This window comes from Deltaproteobacteria bacterium (assembly GCA_013151915.1).
GTDB lineage: Bacteria > BMS3Abin14 > BMS3Abin14 > BMS3Abin14 > BMS3Abin14 > BMS3ABIN14.
Genome location: JAADHJ010000048.1, coordinates 1 through 20,434 on the forward strand (window position 1 = coordinate 1; position 20,434 = coordinate 20,434).

General features: G+C 53.4%; 22 protein-coding genes. 2 read left to right on the forward strand and 20 right to left on the reverse strand.

What is annotated here, in order from left to right; genetic code table 11:
* Positions 1 to 16: 16 nt before the first annotated feature.
* Together GXP52_09280 and GXP52_09285 are read left to right on the forward strand one after the other, a co-directional pair.
* Positions 17 to 625, forward strand: coding sequence for a TetR/AcrR family transcriptional regulator (locus GXP52_09280; protein NOY87471.1), 609 nt, complete (start codon positions 17 to 19; stop codon positions 623 to 625).
* A gap of 136 nt (positions 626 to 761) precedes the next feature.
* Positions 762 to 1,628, forward strand: coding sequence for an SDR family oxidoreductase (locus GXP52_09285; GenBank protein NOY87472.1), 867 nt, complete (start codon positions 762 to 764; stop codon positions 1,626 to 1,628).
* On the opposite strand, the gene GXP52_09290 is transcribed toward GXP52_09285, so the two are convergent.
* The 20 genes from GXP52_09290 to GXP52_09385 all read right to left on the reverse strand — a co-directional run bounded on the left by GXP52_09290 (position 1,625) and on the right by GXP52_09385 (position 20,039).
* Complete coding sequence (locus GXP52_09290) at positions 1,625 to 3,028, reverse strand: aldehyde dehydrogenase EutE (GenBank protein ID NOY87473.1); 1,404 nt, start codon at positions 3,026 to 3,028, stop codon at positions 1,625 to 1,627. The two genes, GXP52_09285 and GXP52_09290, sit on opposite strands and share 4 nt — an antisense overlap.
* A gap of 58 nt (positions 3,029 to 3,086) precedes the next feature.
* Positions 3,087 to 3,668 carry a heme-binding protein gene (locus tag GXP52_09295; protein ID NOY87474.1) on the reverse strand — a complete coding sequence of 194 codons (582 nt, stop codon included), beginning with the start codon at positions 3,666 to 3,668 and terminating at the stop codon, positions 3,087 to 3,089.
* A gap of 13 nt (positions 3,669 to 3,681) precedes the next feature.
* Positions 3,682 to 4,254: a cob(I)yrinic acid a,c-diamide adenosyltransferase gene (locus GXP52_09300; GenBank protein ID NOY87475.1), complete on the reverse strand. Its 573-nt coding sequence runs from the start codon at positions 4,252 to 4,254 to the stop codon at positions 3,682 to 3,684.
* A gap of 135 nt (positions 4,255 to 4,389) precedes the next feature.
* A complete protein-coding gene (locus tag GXP52_09305; GenBank protein ID NOY87476.1) occupies positions 4,390 to 4,659 on the reverse strand; it encodes a EutN/CcmL family microcompartment protein in 270 nt (89 codons plus the stop codon).
* 24 nt (positions 4,660 to 4,683) lie between these two features.
* On the reverse strand, positions 4,684 to 5,490 hold the full coding sequence (locus tag GXP52_09310; GenBank protein NOY87477.1) for a hypothetical protein: 807 nt from the start codon (positions 5,488 to 5,490) through the stop codon (positions 4,684 to 4,686).
* Between the two features lie 9 nt (positions 5,491 to 5,499).
* The gene (eutJ, locus tag GXP52_09315; protein NOY87478.1) at positions 5,500 to 6,378 is read right to left on the reverse strand and encodes an ethanolamine utilization protein EutJ; all 879 of its coding nucleotides are present in this window, start codon (positions 6,376 to 6,378) and stop codon (positions 5,500 to 5,502) included.
* An 8-nt stretch (positions 6,379 to 6,386) separates the two neighbouring features.
* Positions 6,387 to 7,007 (reverse strand): hypothetical protein, encoded by a 621-nt coding sequence (locus tag GXP52_09320; GenBank protein ID NOY87479.1) that lies wholly within the window; start codon positions 7,005 to 7,007, stop codon positions 6,387 to 6,389.
* Positions 7,004 to 7,555, reverse strand: coding sequence for a BMC domain-containing protein (locus tag GXP52_09325; GenBank protein NOY87480.1), 552 nt, complete (start codon positions 7,553 to 7,555; stop codon positions 7,004 to 7,006). Before GXP52_09325 ends, GXP52_09320 begins: the two co-directional genes overlap by 4 nt.
* Before the next feature lie 53 nt (positions 7,556 to 7,608).
* Entirely contained in the window at positions 7,609 to 8,109 is a 501-nt protein-coding gene (locus GXP52_09330; GenBank protein ID NOY87481.1) for a hypothetical protein, read from the reverse strand.
* A gap of 11 nt (positions 8,110 to 8,120) precedes the next feature.
* The gene (locus GXP52_09335; GenBank protein NOY87482.1) at positions 8,121 to 9,944 is read right to left on the reverse strand and encodes a diol dehydratase reactivase subunit alpha; all 1,824 of its coding nucleotides are present in this window, start codon (positions 9,942 to 9,944) and stop codon (positions 8,121 to 8,123) included.
* Positions 9,945 to 9,960: 16 nt separating this feature from the next.
* The gene (locus GXP52_09340) at positions 9,961 to 10,494 is read right to left on the reverse strand and encodes a diol dehydratase small subunit (protein NOY87483.1); all 534 of its coding nucleotides are present in this window, start codon (positions 10,492 to 10,494) and stop codon (positions 9,961 to 9,963) included.
* Positions 10,495 to 10,594: 100 nt separating this feature from the next.
* Positions 10,595 to 11,233: a propanediol/glycerol family dehydratase medium subunit gene (locus tag GXP52_09345; GenBank protein ID NOY87484.1), complete on the reverse strand. Its 639-nt coding sequence runs from the start codon at positions 11,231 to 11,233 to the stop codon at positions 10,595 to 10,597.
* 26 nt (positions 11,234 to 11,259) lie between these two features.
* Positions 11,260 to 12,927 (reverse strand): propanediol/glycerol family dehydratase large subunit, encoded by a 1,668-nt coding sequence (locus tag GXP52_09350; protein ID NOY87485.1) that lies wholly within the window; start codon positions 12,925 to 12,927, stop codon positions 11,260 to 11,262.
* Between the two features lie 30 nt (positions 12,928 to 12,957).
* Positions 12,958 to 13,767 (reverse strand): propanediol utilization microcompartment protein PduB, encoded by an 810-nt coding sequence (gene pduB / locus GXP52_09355; GenBank protein ID NOY87486.1) that lies wholly within the window; start codon positions 13,765 to 13,767, stop codon positions 12,958 to 12,960.
* Positions 13,768 to 13,820: 53 nt separating this feature from the next.
* Complete coding sequence (gene eutM, locus GXP52_09360) at positions 13,821 to 14,108, reverse strand: ethanolamine utilization microcompartment protein EutM (GenBank protein NOY87487.1); 288 nt, start codon at positions 14,106 to 14,108, stop codon at positions 13,821 to 13,823.
* 143 nt (positions 14,109 to 14,251) lie between these two features.
* Positions 14,252 to 15,358, reverse strand: a complete 1,107-nt coding sequence (locus GXP52_09365; GenBank protein ID NOY87488.1) for a glycerol dehydrogenase — start codon at positions 15,356 to 15,358, stop codon at positions 14,252 to 14,254.
* 429 nt (positions 15,359 to 15,787) lie between these two features.
* The gene (locus GXP52_09370) at positions 15,788 to 16,186 is read right to left on the reverse strand and encodes a response regulator transcription factor (protein NOY87489.1); all 399 of its coding nucleotides are present in this window, start codon (positions 16,184 to 16,186) and stop codon (positions 15,788 to 15,790) included.
* A 43-nt stretch (positions 16,187 to 16,229) separates the two neighbouring features.
* Complete coding sequence (locus GXP52_09375) at positions 16,230 to 16,889, reverse strand: response regulator transcription factor (GenBank protein ID NOY87490.1); 660 nt, start codon at positions 16,887 to 16,889, stop codon at positions 16,230 to 16,232.
* Positions 16,890 to 16,958: 69 nt separating this feature from the next.
* Positions 16,959 to 18,638, reverse strand: coding sequence for a PAS domain S-box protein (locus tag GXP52_09380; GenBank protein NOY87491.1), 1,680 nt, complete (start codon positions 18,636 to 18,638; stop codon positions 16,959 to 16,961).
* Between the two features lie 708 nt (positions 18,639 to 19,346).
* Positions 19,347 to 20,039 (reverse strand): PEP-CTERM sorting domain-containing protein, encoded by a 693-nt coding sequence (locus GXP52_09385; protein NOY87492.1) that lies wholly within the window; start codon positions 20,037 to 20,039, stop codon positions 19,347 to 19,349.
* Positions 20,040 to 20,434 lie beyond the last annotated feature (395 nt).

The window sequence follows — 20,434 nt, forward strand, 5'->3', positions numbered from 1 at the left end:
AAGGAGAATCAAATTAATGGGGCGACCAAGCGACGCAAGGGAACGGCTCCTTGACTCGGCCATCGAACTGATCTGGAAAAAGACCTACCGCTCGGTCAGTGTGGACGCAATATGTGAGCTGGCCGATGTCAGGAAGGGGAGCTTCTATCACTTCTTTCAGTCCAAGGCCGAGCTGGCGGCAGCGGCGATCCAGAACCACTGGGACCGGTTCAGGCCCGAAATGGATGCCATTTTCTCCCCAACCGTCGATCCCCTGGACCGCCTCAGGAACTATTTCGACAAGATTTACAATTTACAATCTGCCATAAAGCACGAGAAGGGCTGTGTGTGCGGCTGTCCCTTCTTCGACCTGGGGGCCGAGACAGCCTTCCAGGAGCCTGAACTCCTGGAAACAGTGAAGGTGTTGCTTAGCCAATACTTTCGGTACTTCGAATCGGCAGTGAGGGATGCCCACTCTCTTGGACATATCCAGGCCGACGATCCTGCAGCCACGGCGCGTTTCCTGTTCAATTTTCTGGAAGGGTCTCTGACGATAGCCCGGATTCACAACGATCCTGAATTATTAAAAGACCTGGCTCCCGGGGCCATGCAGATATTAGGTGTGGTGGAAGAGAAACGTAGTTAAGACGATACGTTTGGAAATCGAGAATTTTTTTTCGCTAATGACTTGACTAAATAGTCAAGTCATATGGGTCTCCTCAACGAAGGTGGGACACCGGAGGGTGGAGATCGAAGCTGTATGCAATCAAAAGGAGGTTAATATGTCGGATTCGATTCTGGTAACCGGTGCTACGGGAACCCTTGGAAACCAGGTTGTGGAACAGTTGAGTCAGAGGGGTTACAAGGTGCGCGCGGCGGTACATTCTCCGGAGAGAGCCACGTCTCTTAACGGCAGAGCCAATGAGATAGTATCCCTCGACTTCAGCCGTCCTGAGACCTTTGAAAGGGCGCTGGACGGTATAGACAAGGTCTTTTTTCTCAGTCCCCCTACAGAAGACATGGTGGAAACTGGAACAAGGTTTGCTGAATCGGCTAAAGAGGCGGGGGTCCGTCGCATCGTCCGCCAATCGGGCATGGGGGCTGATGCCGATCCGGGCATAACCCTTGGGCACTGGCACCGGGGCGTCGAACGGGCAATCGAGGATACGGGAATGGAGTGGACCCACCTTAGACCGAACTCCTTCATGCAGAATTTCGTCGCCTTCATGTCACAGACGATAAAGGAACAGGGGACCTTCTACCTTCCATGGGGCGACGGCAATATCAGCCTTGTGGATGTGCGGGACATTGCAACGGTGGCGGTGGAGTCACTGACAGGCGATGGACATGAGGGACAATCATATGAGATCACAGGTCCTGAAGCCCTGTCTGGCGAGGATTGCTCCCGGATCTTTTCGGAAGTACTGAACCGGACCGTTCAGTACGTTGATGTCCCTGAAGATGCTGCCAGACAGTCCATGCAGGGCATGGGGATACCGGATTGGTACGTCGATGTCATCATGGAGCTGTATGCTATCAACAAGGCCGGATATACAGCCGAAGTGAAAGATACTGTGGCGCGGGTTACGGGTAAAGATCCGCGTCATTTCGAGCAGTTCGTCCAGGATTACGTTGAGGTGTTCAGTTAGATAATGCGGAAATTTTCCACCAGGGTACAGCGCCGCTGCCGTGTATAAGTGCGCGCCGAGGTTAACCCCTCACCTGTCGGCCCGGCGATGGTGAAGGCGGTGTGGCCTTCGCCACCAAGACCAAGCCCGGCATAGGAGGGACCGTTCTTGACAAAAAGCGTGGTCTGAATGGCCCGGGCGAAGGCTGTCATGTTGTCCACATTGGTCGAGTGCATTATGGCCGTGTGCCGGTTGCCCTGTTCCACCTCTACGGCAAAATTAATTCCTTCCTGGACATTCGCCACTCGCACGATGGGCATGACGGGCATCATCTGCTCAATCCAGACAAGGGGGTGATCCTTACCGGCCTCGAATATGGCCAGCCGATACTCTTCCCCCAGTTCTATGCCCACCTCTTTGAGGATTACCTGGACATTTTTCCCGATAAAGGCGGGGTTGATCCTTCCCTCTTTGGTAACCACCAACTCTGTGACCTTTTCCGCCTCGTCAGGTGTCAGGAAGTAGGCCTTGCCGGTTTCCTGCATGAACTTGATCAGGCAATCGACCACTTCGTCTACAGCGAGAACCTCTTTTTCACAGGTGCAGAAGATATTATTGTTGATGCTCGCTCCATCGACGATAGATTTGGCCGCATTTCGTATGTTGGCAGTTTCGTCCACCAGGACAGGCGGATTTCCGGCGCCGGCCCCGATAGCTTTTTTACCCGAACGCAAGACCGCATTCACCGCCGCCTTGCCGCCTGTGGCCACCAGCATGTTGACCTTCGGATGTTTCATGATCTCCTTGGCCGTTTCCAAGGTAGGATGGCTGACGGAAGAGATCAGGCCGACAGGCCCTCCAACATCGACGATGGCCTGATGGAGCAGCCGAATCATACCTGTGCTGGTCTCCCTGGCGCTGGGGTGTGGGTTGAAAACCACGGCATTTCCAGCGGCTATCATGCTGATGGAATTATGAATTACGGTGCCGGTGGGATTTGTGATGGGCGTCAGGGAACCGATAACTCCTACCGGGGCGTACTCCAGAAGAGTCAGGCCGTCGTCGCCGCTTTTGGCAACAGGTTGAATGTCCTCCGTACCGGGCGTTTTTGTGGAACAGAGAATGTTTTCCTTGACCTTATCCTCGAAACGGCCCAGCTTCGTTTCCCTTACCGCTATAGCGGACATCTTCTCATTGTTATCAAGAGACGTTTTTCTCATGGCGGCGATCATCTTGTCCCGCTGTGCGAGGGTCATGGAAATCAACTTTTTTTGTGCCTGGACAGCGCCATTGACGGCTTCCTCGACTGTCCGGTAAATACCATCACCATCGGGTTCGGCAACCGCAGGATTCTCCTCGCTCACGAGATTTTCCAGCACTTTCTGGATGACGGTGGTGACTAAATCCTGGTTGACATTCATTTTACTCCTCCTTGTTCGCGCTTCATCATCAAGTTTCGTCCGTAATATCTTTTTAAAGTCAGTTGCCGCAGGCTGCCAGAAAAACACCGCCGATCAGAATCTGCAGTTCCCGCCGATCCAGCGGCAAACCTTCCTTTTCAAGAGCAAGAGCCAAAGATTCCTCCAGATCATGGATCCATCCTGTATCCCGAAGGCCGGGCGTCAGAACCGATCTGAAATTTTCGGACCAGCGTTCCATCTCGACGAAAGCTTGAGTAACGGGTTCCGCGACCCGCATATCCTGTTCCACGGTTCCGCCGCTAATGCCGATGGCCCCCACAACTTCCCCATCGAACCAGAGAGGAAAACCGCCGCCGAACAGAATGATCCTCCCACCGTGCGTGTTCTGAATCCCGGAAAGTACACCGTCTGACCGGGCCAACCTGCCAAGCTCATCCGTTGGCATTCGAAGGGAAGCCGCAGTGAAAGCCTTGGAACGCGCTATCTCGGAACTGGCTGGAAGCGCCCCCTTCATACGGGCGAAAAATTGGAGGGAGCCCTCCTCATCCGCCAGGGCTATGGCCATGGGAACTCCCATATCCCGAGCGGCCGCTTCGGCAACAGCGCAAAGGATCCGGGCTATCGAATAGGGAAGCTTCATTATCTCGAACCTCTCATAAGGAACCCTCCAGGATGGTTGCCAGTGCTTGATTCACCGTTGCTTCCACTTCCATGGCCCAAGCCAGGACAAAGATCAGATCCCCCAGCCGGTTGAAATAGGTGAGGAGACGTTCCGCCCTCCCCGACTCCATGTTCAGTTGAACGATGGCACGTTCGCCCCGGCGACAGACCGCCCTGGCGACATGAAGCACAGCGCTGTCAATTGAACTCCCAGGGATGACAAATCGTCCAGGCGAACCGTGGGATTCCTGAAATTCATCGATCCATTTTTCGATCTTCCTGACGTCCTCTTCACCGATGCGTTTTTTCAATGAAATCCGGCTGTCGGGATTGGAGGCCAATTCCGAACTTGCGATGAAGATGTCCTCCTGCACGGAAAATATGACATCTCTTGCAGGATCGGACGTAATCAGGGCACGGGCGGTTCCGAGGTGACACTGGAGTTCGTCGAGAATACCATAGGTTTCGACACGCGTGTCACTCTTCCACACGGACTCACCGCTCAAAAGCCGTGTGCGCCCCTCGTCCCCTTTTCGGGTATATATCCTTTCCTCCGTGTCCCTCATTGATAACCTCGCAAAAAGTCATCAACGCGCCCATTGAAGGGCGCCCAAATCGAAGATTTGTGAGGAAAGTGAAAATGACACTTTTCGCTTTCCGTGGAGTAAAAAGCCATTAACGGACTTTTTACGACCCTATCTTTACTGAACGTCAATTTCATCAATAATCCCAATGATCGTTGCGTCCACGGGACACCCATCATCGCCTACCGCCTGCCGGGCACCACTCCCCTGAACAACAAAGACTCTTTCCCCCACACCGGCTCCCACAGCATCGATAGCAACCAGCGTCCCACCCTGGGGTTCCTCTGTCCTGGGATCCAGCGGCTGGATGACCTGGATCTTGCTGCCAACCAGATTTTCATGCTTGCGTGTGGCTACGACTGTCCCAATGACGCGGGCGATTATCATGACGTTTTTCCTCCTTAACGGGGATCAGAATTCCTCATTATCAGCCATCAGTATCCCATACCGGGCGGCAAGATCCTGAGCCAAAGGCGTGAAGCGCCATTGCGGCTGGACCATGACTGCAGCACCCAGACGTTGGGCGTGGTTGATGTCAGCCGCAGTAACCAGCGGACCCGCCGGCCTGAAGACCCTTCCATGTGTATCCGGGACGCCGGCAGTCCCTTCTTCTTGAAGATTTTCCCTGCTCAGAACGGTGTTCACTGTGTCTCGCAACCTGCCTACATCGGTCAACCGGCAACCGTAGGAAACCAGAGTGTCGAGGATATTGTCCATGGCATCCCGCAGGGCCTTCGATCCTCTGTGGAAGCCCAGTTCCTTCCGCCCATAGGCCGTGGGATCGACTCCATTTCGAGCCACGATCACCGGTTTGCCCATAAAAAGGCCGTGGAGAATACAGTTCGTTGCCGTGTTGTCGGCAATGAGCATCCTGATCTTGGCAGCAGTGTTGACGCTCAGCAAAGGCACGATCACCGCCCGGACCTGCTTGAGACATCCGAGCCAGTTCGCAGTGGAAACCCGGCCCTGATGGGGAAACCCGGCCAGCCCGTCGTGTATGACCGGTGCGTACAGCTGTTCGGCAGACGTAGTGAAGACCATCCTCACCTCATATCCGTCGAGGATAAGCCGGCGAAGCTGGTTCACAACCTCGCCCATTCCGACGGTAGCTCCCGAAAAAACCGCCAGCACAATTCCCTTACTGCCATCGGCGCCTACGATCGCGGCCACTTTTCCGACAACCTCATTGACGATATTCTGTATGATGCGCCCATCCATGATAAGAACCTAGGCCATCTTCCCACTTGACCGCATTGACATGGAGGACACCTGTTCATCGAAGCAGGTCAGGGCGATTCCAAGAGGTGTCACCAGCAGTGGATTACAGGGCTGTACAACCTCCAGGCCCGTCTGGTCCTGCATCACCTGGGCGATACCTGGAAAGCAGCTGGTGCCCCCCACCAGATAGATCGTCTCAATCGAGGGAAACCCTGTTAAGTGGCGCTTTACAATGGAACCCATTTTCTCGAAAACCGGTCGGACAAGGTGGATGATCTCCATCTGCCGGGTGGTATCGCGTTTGAGTTTCTCCGCCAGGTGGGAGTCTATTTTAAAGTTGCCCGCAAGGACCAGATCCACGTGGATGCCGCCCGTCGGTTCATCGGCTGAATATATAACCTCTCCACCCTCCAGGATGGAGATCCCCGTCGTTCCCCCACCGACATCAACCACGGCGCCATCCATGATTTCCAAAGCCCGTGAGGCTGCGCTTGGTTCATCCATCATGCCGACCACTTCCAGCCCGGCCGCCTCCAGAATATTGGAAAATGCCCTGGCATTCGGCCCGGAGGTACCGGGCGGGTAGGCGACCGCGGCAGACCGAATGGGATAGCCGCCTTCCTGAAGGTCCTTCACCTGCCGGCGCAGGATCGCAACAGCTCCCAGGTAATCGAACACCAGCCCGTCCCGGACACTTGAATGGCTGCGGGTGAGCGCTCCAGCCACCGGATTTCTTTCGGCATCCACCACCGCCGTCACGATGTATGCTGTGCCAAGATCAACGCCTGCGGACAGGGGTCCATCGACTCCCCGCTTACCGTTCAGGTCCAGAGACAATGCGAAGGCATTTATCCTTCCATTTGCCGTTTCGTTGACATGGTTTGACAGGTTCCGGTTCACACTTCTTTTCCTGTGAGGCGCTGCAAACTGGTTTCCGCGGCACTGGTAGCCCGTTCAACATCAGACTGTTTTCCACCGAGGTATAGGCGACCCACCGCACCGTAGGTCCTGCAATCCACAAGGGTGATGCGTGAGTTTTTTTCCGCCTCGTTGGCCGCGAGTGTAATGTAGGCCGCGGGTTGAACTTCCAGGATGTAAAGATCCTGCCCCGGAAGCAGCATCGAGCTGAGGCGTGAAACGTTGACCATCTGGGCGTGATAGGGGTTGACCTTGTGGATCACCTGAGAACTGAGGATCTTCGGTTTGATCCGGTCCTCGATCTTCAGTCCAAGTGTCTTCAGAACCGCTTGACCGGCGTGCTTCACCTCCTCCTGGGTCTGGGCGTGAAATTCCAGAACACCAAAGTGTCTTTCCACCACCATCATTCCAGGCTGGACGTTGGCCGATTTGAGGGCCGCGTCGGTCACATCGTTTATCTTGACCCCTGGAGATATCTCCACCAGGATTGCAGCCATCCCCGGAACAGGAATATAACCCCGGGCATTGGCCCCCATATAGGCGGCAAACTGGGGCTGTAATCGATCCAGGTACACGTATGAACGTAGTTCCACTGTCATTTTTCTCTCCTTGCCGAACTATCGCCCGGCTTTCCCCTGGTCCTTTTTCCCGCAGCTCCACTCTTGCGGCCTGAAGTCTTACGGCCTGTTTTTCTTGGAGTGCTTTTTTTCCCGGCTCCTGTGGAATCCGGATCAGGTTTTTCTTTAGCAGCAGTCACGGCAACCTCGATCTCCATGGAAGCCGATTCCGCTTCGGGTTCCACGGCCGGTTCGTCTGAACTCTTCTCAGAGGGCTCAGGCTCTTCCTGCACCTTTTCGAGCTCATCCGGAGCAGTGGGCGCGGACGGTTTGATTGGAATCTGATCGTCCGGCCGGGGGATCACGTGACTGGCAGTGAGAGTACCGATCTTTTCAGCCGCCGCGGTTCCCGCAGCCACCGCGGCCTGCACTGCTCCAACGTCACCGAGAAACTTGACCGTAACCAGCCCCTCCAGTGTTATTTCGTATCCGAGGAAAACCACATCGGCTGACTTCGTGGCCGCATCCGCCGCTTCAATGGCGGCTGTGTATCCCATGGTTTCGATAAGACCAAGGCTTCGTTTTTTCATTGGACGCCTCTACCTTTCCAGTTCAATTTTGACAACCCGCCCCGGGATGCATGTTACGCGTACATCCCGCCTGATGGACTTTTTGCGAGGCCATCAATTTTAGCTATGGCTTCTCTGACCAGCTGTTCCAACTGCTCCTGGGAAAACTTGATGGGACAAAAAGCATCCGGCTCGCCATCAGATCCGTCGGCGAGGATCATGGGATTGCCCTTCACCAGACGCGCTGCGTTGGCCCCGAGGTTCCTCAAGGGTGTTTCTTCCAGGGGTCCGGGACCAAGGATGAAAAGCGGTGTTTTCTCCGGCAGATCCCGGTGGTGTAAAACCGCGAATCCCCGATCTTCGTCAACACCGACCCCCACGCCGACCGGTGACCTGTCGGCAGCTTGTTTGGCCATGTTTTCAGGGGGACCCTGTTTCGCCTCGAAGATCTTTGCGGGAACACCCTCTTCTTCCAGGCCCAGCAGGATTCTTTCCACTATCCTGGAGCCGGAAAGCCCCGTCCCATAGATATAGACGGCGGGTTTGTCTTCAGGTTGTGCGAACCTCGGATTCATGGCCGATTCTCTCAGTTTTCCCCGTTCACGTACGCCAAAACCAGTCCTGTCGCAACAGCATTGCGTGGACCCTCCACACCCCTGACATTGGCTCTGCCGGTCACCACTCCACTTTCCACAAGGACATCGGAGATCATTTTTGGGATCTCAAAATCAAGCGCCGATCCTCCAACAAGAGCGACAAAGCTGATGAGCCGGATATTGCCGGCAGGAGCGATCCTCTCAAGGGCACGCAACGCATTTCGAACGAAAACCCTTTTTTTCGCATTCTGACGAACCTGAACGATCTTCGATAAAGGTTCGCTGATCTCCAGGGGAATGGGCCCTTCACCGCCAAGAACCACAACTCGTCCAAAGAGCCTGGGTTCGAGGGGTTCATGAAAAAACTGAACCGAACCATCCTCATGACGCATATGAAAAAGGGTTTCCACCTTGGCCAGGGGATTAACCTTGATCCTTTCAGCCAGATCACGGTCGTCCAGCCCGAGTTCCGTATCGATGAGCAAGGTGACCATGTCTCCCGCACCGGCCAGATGGATGCTTTTGATCTCACCGGCCTCGCTGATCAGGGAAGCATCCGTCGATCCCCCTCCCAGGTCCAGAATGGCCATAGGAGGTTTGAGACCCGGCGTAGTGAGCGCGCCGCGTATAGCCATCTCAGCTTCTACACCCCCGATGTTGGTAGAAACCGAGATCTCCTCTTCCAGTTTCCTGGCAAGACGCTGCATGGGGAGTTTATGGGTTTTTACCATCGCTGCCAGTCCTACGGCATTACCCATGGAATACTCTCCCGCCAGGCTTCCTAAAACCCTTTGGGGTTTCAAGGTATCTACAGCGAGTATGTCCTGAACCTGGATGGCGCTCACAGGCTGATCCGTCAGGTCGGCCATGACTGTCCGGACATGTTCGAACATTCCTCCCACATGGGTCCCAGCTTCGGCCTGAATTTCCAGCAGCGGAGAGACGAGAGCCACCTTTTTCATAATAGCTTCAGCCCCCTCCTCCACCTTCACCACTTCCTTCCGGTTTTCCCCCATCAATACGATGCTTCCAGCCGGGATTCGGCGTTCCTCGATGTCTCCCCTGGGTGTTTTAATCACCACGGCGCTTCGTGTGCCCATGAGAGCCCTGGCTATGGGGACCACCTGTCTGGTCTCATCGGGATCCAGATCAAAGAGCGTGGCAATATCGTAGGGGTTGGACAGCTTCTCGATCGTCCTGCCCTGCGAGGCGACCTCAACAGCCGCAGGCATGTCCAGGGGAACCCTGTCAACATGTCTTACCTCGTCCACAATGGGGATAGACCTGTGCAGCCGGTTATTGATGAGCACCGCGTCGTCCTTCTGGACGATGGCACCAGCCACAATGAGGTCCCTCGAAATTGCCCTGGTCAACCGCTCGGCCGCTTCTTTGAAGCCGAATTCACCGGGAATGATCACGATCCAGGGTCCAGACACCTGGGTCGTTTCCAGTTGGTCGAGGGTGATGGTCGTCCCGATGCCAAGACCTAATCCTCCGGGGGTCCCGGGATTGTGACCGATCATGGCTGATTCGGTGATGACGGTTTCTGTGATCGTCTCCATGGCTACATCACCGATGACAGGCGCAGCCTCGTTAAGAAGGATCAGGCTGAGGTCATTTCGCTCAAGTCCCGCCAACGCAAGGCTCTTATCCAGAGCATCGATGACCCCCAAAGCATTGCGTATGGTCCCCTTGATCCCTATGGTTCTTACCAGGGAACTGGAAAGTATGTCCGCTTTGCCCGCTGTGGCCACTCTCCCTATGGCAACCTCAGTCGAGTTGTTTCCAACGTCTACCCCGGCGATAAAAGTCATACACCGAAAACCCCGACTATTTCTTTAAACGTCCGCGTCCCTCATACACCACCGCTGCTTCGTGGACCAGAGCGGCACAGACACGGGCGTCGTATTTGGATTCCAACTCTCCGGCGATGTCCAGGAGCTCCTGTTTGGTGGACCGGTAAGGTCTCATAGCATTGTATATCTCCAGGACTCGTTCATCCGGGATTCTGGTCAGTTCCGCGGCTCTGCGCAGGTTTGCGGCCAGGCTTGGACGTCCCGCACTTTCAGCGATCTGGGCCTGATATTCCAGGGTTTCAGGGCGAATCTTAATGTCTTCGAAAGACAAGCTTCCTTCTACGACTTTGTCGAGAGTTATATCTTCGAGTTTCAGACCGCTGGCGGACTGGACCAAATCGGGCCGATTGTTGGCAAGAGGATAATCCCTTTTCGCGTCAAGCCCCTCTTTCGAGCCGGCGGGCTGCCGAGCGCCCCCGCCCGATTCGCCCTGTATCGCGGACATCACCTGCTTGACCACCTCCGCTACGCGATCGGGGGAAATATCAAGGCCTTTGGCCTTGATCATGTCTTCCACCTTTTTGGACATATAATCGTCAGCCATGATTTCCTTTCCTTGTTACCGGGTTATCCTGCTATCCGCAGGAAAGTTTCAACCTGGCCTGGAACTAGATGGAAAGCTCAACCGTTTTCCTGTTCTGATCCACCGCCTGGACTTCTTTGTTGTGAAGCAGAGCCGCCAGCCCCTGGTAGCGGGGTCTGGCCATGGGATCGTTGCGAACAGGAACAGGATTGGGGCTCTCACCTTTTGCATACTTGGCCGCATTGCGTCCGATGGCTCTGAACGTCTCCAGTTCCACCAGAGGTGACTGGGAGAACAGCTCCAGGTTCTGCAGAGGAGCCAGGTCTTTCTGGTGGATCACTGTGGTTCCCCGGGAAAGAATGCCTATGCCGATTCCCGATCCACTGAGTTTAGCAGCCTCGTGACCAATGAATGCCACGTCAGCGGTCCTGTAAACCCTGACAAGTCTGGGATGAAGGCCTTCCTCTTCAATTCCGGCCATCAGTTCCCGCAGGACCTCCCTGTGGGGAAGCCCGATAATCGTCTTGGTCATTGTCCTGCCGAATGCCTGCGGGAGCCCGATAACGACCTCGCTACGATCAGTCCCCGGTTCAGCTTCTCCATCTTCGGTCATATCCATCGGTGGGACATCCACATCAGCGTTAAATCCGGAATCCTCTTCTCCCTGCATCTGCCCGAGGACCTCAAGGATAATCTGTTTCACCATCTCTTCAGAAATTTTCATTACATATATCCTCCACTCCGGCAGCGCTATACGTCCTCAGGACTGATTGCCTGGGGGATGTTCTTGAGTATCTCCCACCTTTCCCCATCCAGACGATACCCTGTCCCGGGCCCCTCGTAATCGTTGGGATCATTCACGGCACTCAGAACAACGAAATCATCATCGAATATGGCGGAGGTATGGAGATAATCCCCGGAAACTTTCTGTTTGAGCATGTTCAGGACTCCTTCCGCCACGTCCTTGAAACCATGTTTTGCAAGAGCACGAACCACATCCAGCCCGTTTCCTCCCCGTTTCATGAATTCGTCGATGCTGCGCAGATCCTCCGGTACGTTCCGATCGGGCACATCTTTGCTGCCATGGGCATAAGTAACCGCTTCCACCTCTGCATCGGTAATCGGCGGCAATCGCAGTTCCTCAAAGATAGCCTGGAGCGCTCGGGCGGCTTTGTTCCGAATAGCGATAATATCCTCCTCATTCACCGGACGCAGGCCGCCATCGACCTGGAAATCCCTCTGAAGAACCAGATAATCATCGTAATCGTCACAATCGTGCGTGGATCCGGCGAACATGTTGTCGTAGTTGGGAACAGTGCTGTATCCCGAGAAGATAAAATCTGTGCCGGGCAGAAATTGCATGAGCATTCGTGCCGTATTGCGGATAGGAGAATGAGTGAAGGTCTGATCATTGCCGGACGCCACCTCCATGTCCATCAGGACGGTCGCGATGTTCTCAGCCAGAACCGCTCGAATCCCGGAAGGCACAGCCCCCGGAACTCCTATGCAGCTGATCGAACCGTTCTGAAGACCCTGTACACCTGCGCCCTTGGTGATCATGACACAGCGGATTTCGAGGTAGAGCATGGATTTGCGTTCCGCATAACCCATCTGCACCTCTGAGCCCGTCCCGGAGGTGAACCTCATCTTCACTCCCCTAGAGGCGTAGGCCGATGCCAGAAAGGCCTTTGACCAGGGGGTATCATCCCCATCAACGAAAACCTGCTCGGTGCCGTAAACGGAAACCGTTTCCGCGTATGCGGTCAGCCCCCGCATCCCCATGGTGAGTTCCAGCGCCTCTTCCACAGCGCACTGCGTCAGCACACCGGGACGACCCGTCTGGGAACCTACAAGTATGGAGAGCGCATTCATGGGAGCGTAGCGTCCCACACCCACAGTGGTTTCCAGTTCCGTAAATCCGCGAAAAGCCCCTTCCGCCGCATCAGCTGCCAGAAGAGCGGGGGTATCTTTGAGGTTGGTGACATGGCCCTGGTTTGACGGTGTTCGCCTCGCCCGGAGCTTCTGCATGGTCATCATGAGCTCGACCACATTCATTACCTTGAGGATATCGAGGATCTTGGCCGGAGTCATTCCGACAGCCAGGCGAACGATTTCGGATCTCGGTACATGGATGTCCACCAGCATACGGGCGAACTCCACCGAATCGATGGCCATGGCTTCAGCGGCCACTTCTGTGTCAATGCAGTGGTCGGCAATCCAGGTGTCGATCATATCGAATTCCCGGCGGGGTTTCCCGTCCAGTTCCACTACTTTTCCACTTTCAATCCTGATCCCAGGTTCAGGGTCGTAGGGGCTATCCATAGCGACCAGACCTACTTCGACCCATTCTTTAATAAAGCCGTCCTTATTAACCGAACGATCGGCCAATACCTGGAAGCGTTTCTGTCTTTTGCTCATTTGTCGCTCCCTTTTTTTTCCTGCTCTTTATCAGATATAAGGCTCGGTCACAGGTTTGGGTACATCACCCCATGCGCCCAACAACTTGATGCCAACCTCGCGGCCGGAAATCACAGCCTGGCGTACCGCACCGGAATCACCGCTGACCCAGATCATGACTTCGTTGGTCAAACTGGTGCCTTTCGCCGGCGATGCATACCCTACGACCTCCACGTCCGCAGCCTTGACCGCGGTGTCGATCATAAGCACCCCAATAACCGCAGGGGCCCCGAGGATCAACCCGAACGCTTTTCCTTCGGGGGTATTGAACACCTTATGCAGTCCCCTGCTGGCCCTGGCCGTATACTGAAGCTCCAGATGCCCCTGATCGTTGGTATAAACGTCACCGAAATATTTGGGCAGCGTCTCAAGGGTGACCTCAACAGCGCGCCGGGCATCCGAAACGTCCTCGGCGGCAAACACGATCAGGTTTCCATGGCCCGCTCCACCTTTCGTATCCCTGGGCATTTCAATGGATACGATTTCAGTGTTGGTAGCCTTGACGGCATCGTCGGCAGCCATAATCTGCGGTCCGGCGCCGATACGACCACCGATAACCCCGATGGACCGATATTTATTATCGATTCCCATCAGATCCTGGATGATGGGATCCAGGTTTGCGATCACGATACCCTGGGTTTCCCCCAGGCCGACCCCGACGAACTCCGTCACCTGGACCAGGTCCTCCGAAGGCACCGGGTTGCTGGAACGCTGTTCCGGCGCGACTTTTTCATCGGACTGGGCAGAGCCGACCCTGCTCATCACTTCCGCTAAAACTTTGTTAATTAATTCCTCTTGCATCGGTTATTTCCTCCTGGTTATATGCCGATGTCATTCTCGATCCAGGACGATTTCTAACTGGACTCCACAGACTTGGGCAGGATCTTTTCCACATCCTGATGAGGCCTCGGAATGACGTGAACGGACACAACTTCACCGACCTTCTGGGCGGCGGCGGCACCCGCGTCGGTTGCGGCCTTGACGGCCCCGACGTCACCGCGGACCATGGTGGTCACAAGCCCGGCCCCGATCTTGACGTTGCCCACCAACACTACATTGGCTGCCTTGACCATGGCATCCGCGGCTTCAATGTTGGGGACCAGCCCCCTTGTTTCGATCATTCCCAACGCTTCCTTAATCATGATACTTTCTCCTATCACCCTGCCGGGTACGGTAAACAACAGCTTCGGGGGGCGCTCCAACAGCAGCCCCCGTAGCTGTCACAAGGTTCTTTGAAAGGCTAAGCCGAACTCTCCTCATTTTGCTTCAGGATGCAATGTCACTCTCAATTCTGCCTTTTAAATTCTCGACCGAGAGCGTCTGCCGTCCAGATGGCCGATTCGACCATATCTGCCGTAACGGGGAACCAGGTGGCGTGTATTGTTTCCCCCTCCGCGGTCGTCGCCTCAGCCACTTTCCTGATATCTTCAGTTGTGGGGTTCACAAGCCCGATATCCTTGAGAGTAATGGGCAGGCCGACGCTTTCACAGAAATTGAGAACTTCGTAGATATCTTCCGAGGGTCTACCTTCGAGGACCAACTGGGTCAGGGTGCCAAAGGCCACTTTCTGACCGTGGTATTTATCGTGGGATTGCTCGAGCATGGTAAATCCGTTGTGGACGGAGTGAGACGCGGCGAGGCCTCCGCTCTCAAATCCCAGTCCGCTCAGAAGCGTATTGGCCTCGACAATGGCCTCGACAGCGGGCGTTACCGAATTTTTCTCCACCGCCAGTTTAGCCTGAAGGCCGGACTCCAGAAGGGTATCGTAGCAGAGTCTCGCCAAAGCCATGGCGGAAAGGGTGGGTGGTGTTCCGCCCGTCAGGACATTAGGCTTGCAGCTCTTTGCGCACGTGTCGGCCTCCCAGAAGGTGGCCAGAGCATCGCCCATACCCGAAACGAGAAACTCCACGGGGGCCTGGGCCACGACAGTGGTGTCAACGAGAACGCACTCAGGGTTTTTTGGGAGAACCAGGTAGCGTTCGAATACACCGTCGTCGGTGTAAATGACCGAAAGTGCTGAACAGGGAGCATCAGTAGCGGCGATGGTGGGCACAACAATGACGGGAACTTTCATCTCATGGGCCACGGCTTTCCCTGTGTCGATAACCTTGCCCCCTCCAGCGGCTATTACCAGGTCCGCTCCGTGGGCCTTTCCCACATCCACCAGCCGTTGAATCTCTTTGTCACAACACTCGCCGTTAAAACTCTCTGATCTACAGTCGATGTCTTTCTCCCTCAAGCTGGCCTCGATGGAACTGCCGCAGGATGAAAGAGCCGTCCGTCCTCCCGTCAAGAGAGCTTTAGTACCGAAATTACCGGCGTGAGTTCCGATTTCCTTAATAGTTCCGGCACCTTGAATGTACCTTGATGGCGCCAAAAGCAATCTTCCCATGTCTTACCTCCTCCCCTATCATTCTATCTCGGGGCTGAACCGCAAGTTTCGGGCTCGAAGTAAAACCCTTCAAGCCACTCCGGCAGCTTATGTCAAACTCATGTCATTTTTTTGACCACCTCCTCACACATTGGGATATATTCAGTGTCCACAACCCGGACCACAGACCCGGTCTGTTCTTGACAGGGTTCTGCTCCAAGTGATTTCCGCGAACCTGATTGTCTCAACTGGAAAAAATGAGTCTCACGGGAAAATTCCCGCCTCTTTTATATGAAAGAATAAAATGAGACCAGATGCAATCCCCCGAAACGGGGGTTTTTTTCACCTTATCGGGTGTATTTCGGGTGATATTGGAGGGGGGTGGAGTAAATCATCTCCCGTTACAGGATTTCTAAAGACACCGGCAGCCGTATGGCAGAGGAGGTGATGTTATTCACTATTCAGCATATAGAAAGAGGTGATGTTCGAACCCTCATGGAGAGCCCTGACAATTTGGGCCAGTTCCTTGGATTCAATGCTTTTCAGGACGTAAGCGTCTGCACCGGCAACAACCGCCTCGTTTATGCTGTTTTCATCGTCATAAGACGACAGAACAACCACTTTAGTCTGAGGAAAGTTCTTCTTAAGCGTCCTGATAGTTCTGAAGCATGAAAAACTGTTTCCGTTCAGGTCGATCAAGCAGACGTCCGGCGGGTCGAGTCTCATCCGGTCGATGGATTGCATGCCGTCCCAGGAAGCATCCACTGAAATGATATCTTCTTCACAATCAAGGCTGTATTTCAGTGCTGTTCTGTAAAGCGGATCTTGGTCAGCAAAAAATATTTTCATTACCACCTCCATTATGTTTGGCAATAGAGGGTCGTCCTGAGGCTCACGCCCTGGTTTTCATCTCAATGGCGACCCTCATCGCTTCGACCCGGTTCTTGGCATGGATCTTCCGGTAAATGTTTTTTACATGGGTTTTAACCGTATCTTCACTGATGTGCAGGTTGCGCGCAATGTCCTTGTTGCACTTACCTTCCGCAATAAGGTTGAAAACTTCATTCTCCCTTCTGGTTAACTGATCAAGGGGCCTTTGGAAAGATTCTTCCTCCCCATCACACTGGAGGGTCAGATTGGCCAGATATGGAGAGATCTTCTGCTCACCACGGTAAAAAGCTCTAACGATATCCCTGAGATCGTTGAGGCCGATGCTTTTGAGGAGATAGCCATCCGCCCCGGCTCTCATGGCGTCCTTGACGTATTTTTCGTCCTTGAACGTGGAAAGTGCGATGATCCTCATTTCAGAAGATGTCTTCCTTATGATCTTGATTACCTCGATGCCCGAAAGACCCGGCATATCGATGTCGATAAGGCAAACGTCGGGGCAAAGGGCCTTAACCTTGTCCACAGCTGTAAACCCGTCCGTGGCCTCCCCAACGTACTCGAATCCGTTTTCCGCGGTGAACGAAAGTCTTAAACCGGCTCGCAGCAGTGGGTGGTCATCGGCCACAAACACCTTGATCAGTTCCTGGACTTCGTTACAGATCATTGTCCTGTCCTTCAGGCCACCGCCTGAACCACATCTGTGATCAACAATTATTGAAAGCGGCTGACATCATCACACTCCAGGCAGAACAAAGGAAAAAATGCAGCCCTCATTTTTCCTGGAGTCCCATTGGGTTGTGGGAGATTTCAACCAGATGCAGCCGTCATGGGCTTCCACCATCTGTTTGCAGACTGCAAGGCCGATGCCTATGCTCCTTCTCTCCGGCAGATTCATGGTTCTAATGGTGAAAAATTTGTCAAAAACAGAGTCCTGGTATTTTTCCGGGATACCCACCCCACTGTCGATGATCTCATTAAGGATGTAAAATCTCCCATCCACCAGAGCCTCTCTGTAATGGGACGGAACACCGTTTTTCACACTTTTGAGATCAGAACCGGAGACCATGGTGGTGGACACCTCTATCACACCCCCCTCTGGACTGTATTTGATAGCGTTGTCAAGGAGGTTGACAAAAATACGTGTCAATCGCACGCTGTCTCCAGCCATTTTCAGCGGTTTTGGTGGTACCTGATAGCGAATGGTGATCCCCTTGTCGTCCAGATGAAACTTCAGCTGCTGAATGCTGTTATGAACGATATCCCTGATATCAAAAATGGTCTTGAAAAGATTGAACTGCCCGCTTTCACTTCGGTAGTTATCCAGCAGGTCGTTTGCAAGCCCATAGATCTGCTTCGTGGTACCGATGGCCATGGTGAGGATCTCCGATAGTTGTTCGTTAAAGGCAAGATCGGAATCGGCCAGGAGTTGAAGGGCTTTTTCAACCGAAAGGACAGGGTTCCTCATATCGTGAGTCACCATGGCAACCAGGTCTTCTTTCATTCGCTGGACCCTTTTTTCCTCCGAGATATCACGAACCACCGCGACATATCCCGCATTTCTTTCCTTTTCAGGATCGACGATCCCGGAGAGGGACACATGGACGGGAAATTCGGTCTGGTCCGATTTCTTCGCCAGCAATTCTCCCAACCAGCTCTTCTCCCGACAATGATTTGAGGCTTTATCCAGATAAGTATCCACAGATTCCTGACCCGCCAGCAGTGACAGAATCGACCTGCCGGCCAACTGGCCGGCATCCCATTGAAAAATATGCTCGCTGGCGCTGTTGACCATGGTGATGTTGTGTTCGTTGTCCGTTGAAATAATGCTGTCGGAAACGCTGTTGATGAGAACATGCAGGTATTCCTGAGAACTTTTGAAAAGCCGATACTTTCCAAGCACCAACTCGCTCACCGTTTTCGTGATAAGCGCCATCAGGTTGACGATGTCCAACAGGCGGGAGCTACTCATGATCGGGATCTGCGCCAACTCGCGCATATATCCTGAAACATCCGAAATCCCTATGGAAAGAGCCCTCTCACGGGCCACATCCTCTTCCAAAGGTTCTTCCAGCACCTGTCCGCACAAAACGGTCGCAAGGTGATATCCATCAACAACTACGGGAGCCGCACAGTCGATCAGCCCCGCGTTGAGACAACTATAGATGACCGGCGCCCTTTTTCGGGCCGATTCCTGTCCCCCGTACCAGTCGCTCTGTCGGCACTTCCTTATGCCTTCTTCGGTGCTCCTGCAATACTTCTCACAAAGCCGCGTAAAATTGTGCGGCTTTGTTATGGGCGTCCCATCCACATGGACGATAATGGACGCCACTCCCGTCGCCTTCGTAAAAACAGCGAGAATCTCCTCCAGATCGAATTCACCGATGAGGTTCAGCAGGTTACTCAGATACTCCATGGAAGTACCCATTTTTTCAGAGAAGGGCCGAGAGACGGTCCGGGCAGCTATTATTTATCATCAATCAGGTTCCATCTCCCTTGGATTCGCCACACAAAGAATCCTCCAGGCGACCATCCGCCCGGGGAAAACATCAATAATATTCGAGTATTCAGGGTATCTTATAGCATGAAGCAATCGAGTCAAGTTCCAATTAAACTCCTGTTGAGCCAAAATCTCAGATTGGTAAAGGCCAATTTACCTGAGAAGGTGGTCTCCTGTCTTTCTTTATGATTCATCCTGGAAATGAGTACCTGGATGATGACCATACCCCACCATTTGTCATCGCGAACCGTATCCCACCGTTTGTCATCGCGAGCTGAAACTTATGCGAAGCGATCCCGTAGCGACCGGGGGGCGCCGTGACAAGCTTTTCAGCTTCCGTCTTCGCTCTGGTAGCTTCGACGCGGTAAACCGTCACTCTCGTCTCCCTCGATGCTCCTCGCAATGACAGCAAAATAATAAAGGTACGCATTAACCGGATGAACCTTCTTTGATTATTCACAGGATTGCCTTTGACCGCAGGGGGTAAAGTTGACCCCAATGGGTTGGTTAAGAAGGAATCATTAAGAAGGGATCAGGGGAGGATCAAAGGGGAAGGGGAGTTGAGGAGGGCAAAGAAAAGGCGGCCCCGGAGAGCCGCCATGTTAAGTCATAAAAACTACCTTGCTAAACCTGAAACTTCCTCCTGAAGCCTGCCAGGCCCACCAAGCCCGTTCCAAGCAGGAGCAGGGTGGAGGGTTCGGGGACTTCTGTGGAGGGTTCGGGGACTTCTGTAACTCCGAATATCCCCTCAAAATTATCGATGATATACAGTGTGTCTCTTTCTTCATCTTCCATGGTCAGGGTGTGAATACTGTCGAAGTTAAAAAGAGCATAAGAAGCGACACCTGGAAAGCTGACGTCGATAATCCCCTCTGGATAATCGCTCAGGTTAGTTCCATCCGGATAAGTGTATAAAGCATACTCGAATGCAGAAGCGAGAAGATTATCCGAGCTGTCATAAACATCAAAGGTTGCCCCGCCATCAGTTATCTCATAGCTAAGAGCAAAACCGAACTTTAAATAATCCACAGCGCCGATTAGAAAATCGACCTTGAGAGCTGGACTCAATGAGGCGGACCCCTCTAATCCCGGTTCATTGATAAAGGACATATTCGAGCCGGGACCATAAAGACCAAAACCGTGAGGATCGGTTGTCGAAAAGATAACATCATTTATCGAGTCACTGTTGCTGTCAAAGCCGTAACTGTTTACGCCCGAAACAGCATCGTCGAAGGTCAATATAGTGGCCTGCGCATTAGTACCGGCCAGACATAAGCCAAAAACAAAAAATACGATAATCAGGGTTACCTTTTTCATGTTTATTGTCTCCTTTACGTAATTATCCCGCTTTTAAAACCTGGTTTATTCTGGAGGGGTCCGGGCCTTTTCGACACTCCCAAACTCATCCCCTCAGGGACGTCCCCTGCGGCTTCTTTCGACTATCCTTCTTTGTTATGGTTACGCAATTATTGATCCAACCATCAATTTCATAGACATGAAATATGTAACTATAGGAATTTAAAAGGAAAGAAGCTTAATGAGGAGTTTGAGATGATCATTTGATTTCTTCAGGTTTTGCAAAGAAAGCCGACAGGTTAAACCAGAAGGGGTATGAAGGATAGCCTTATCACATACAAATCGACAACTTAGCCGCAACCCCACAGATCGTAAGAAAATCCGACATGTTTACACTTTTTCAGTCGTTTCTATCG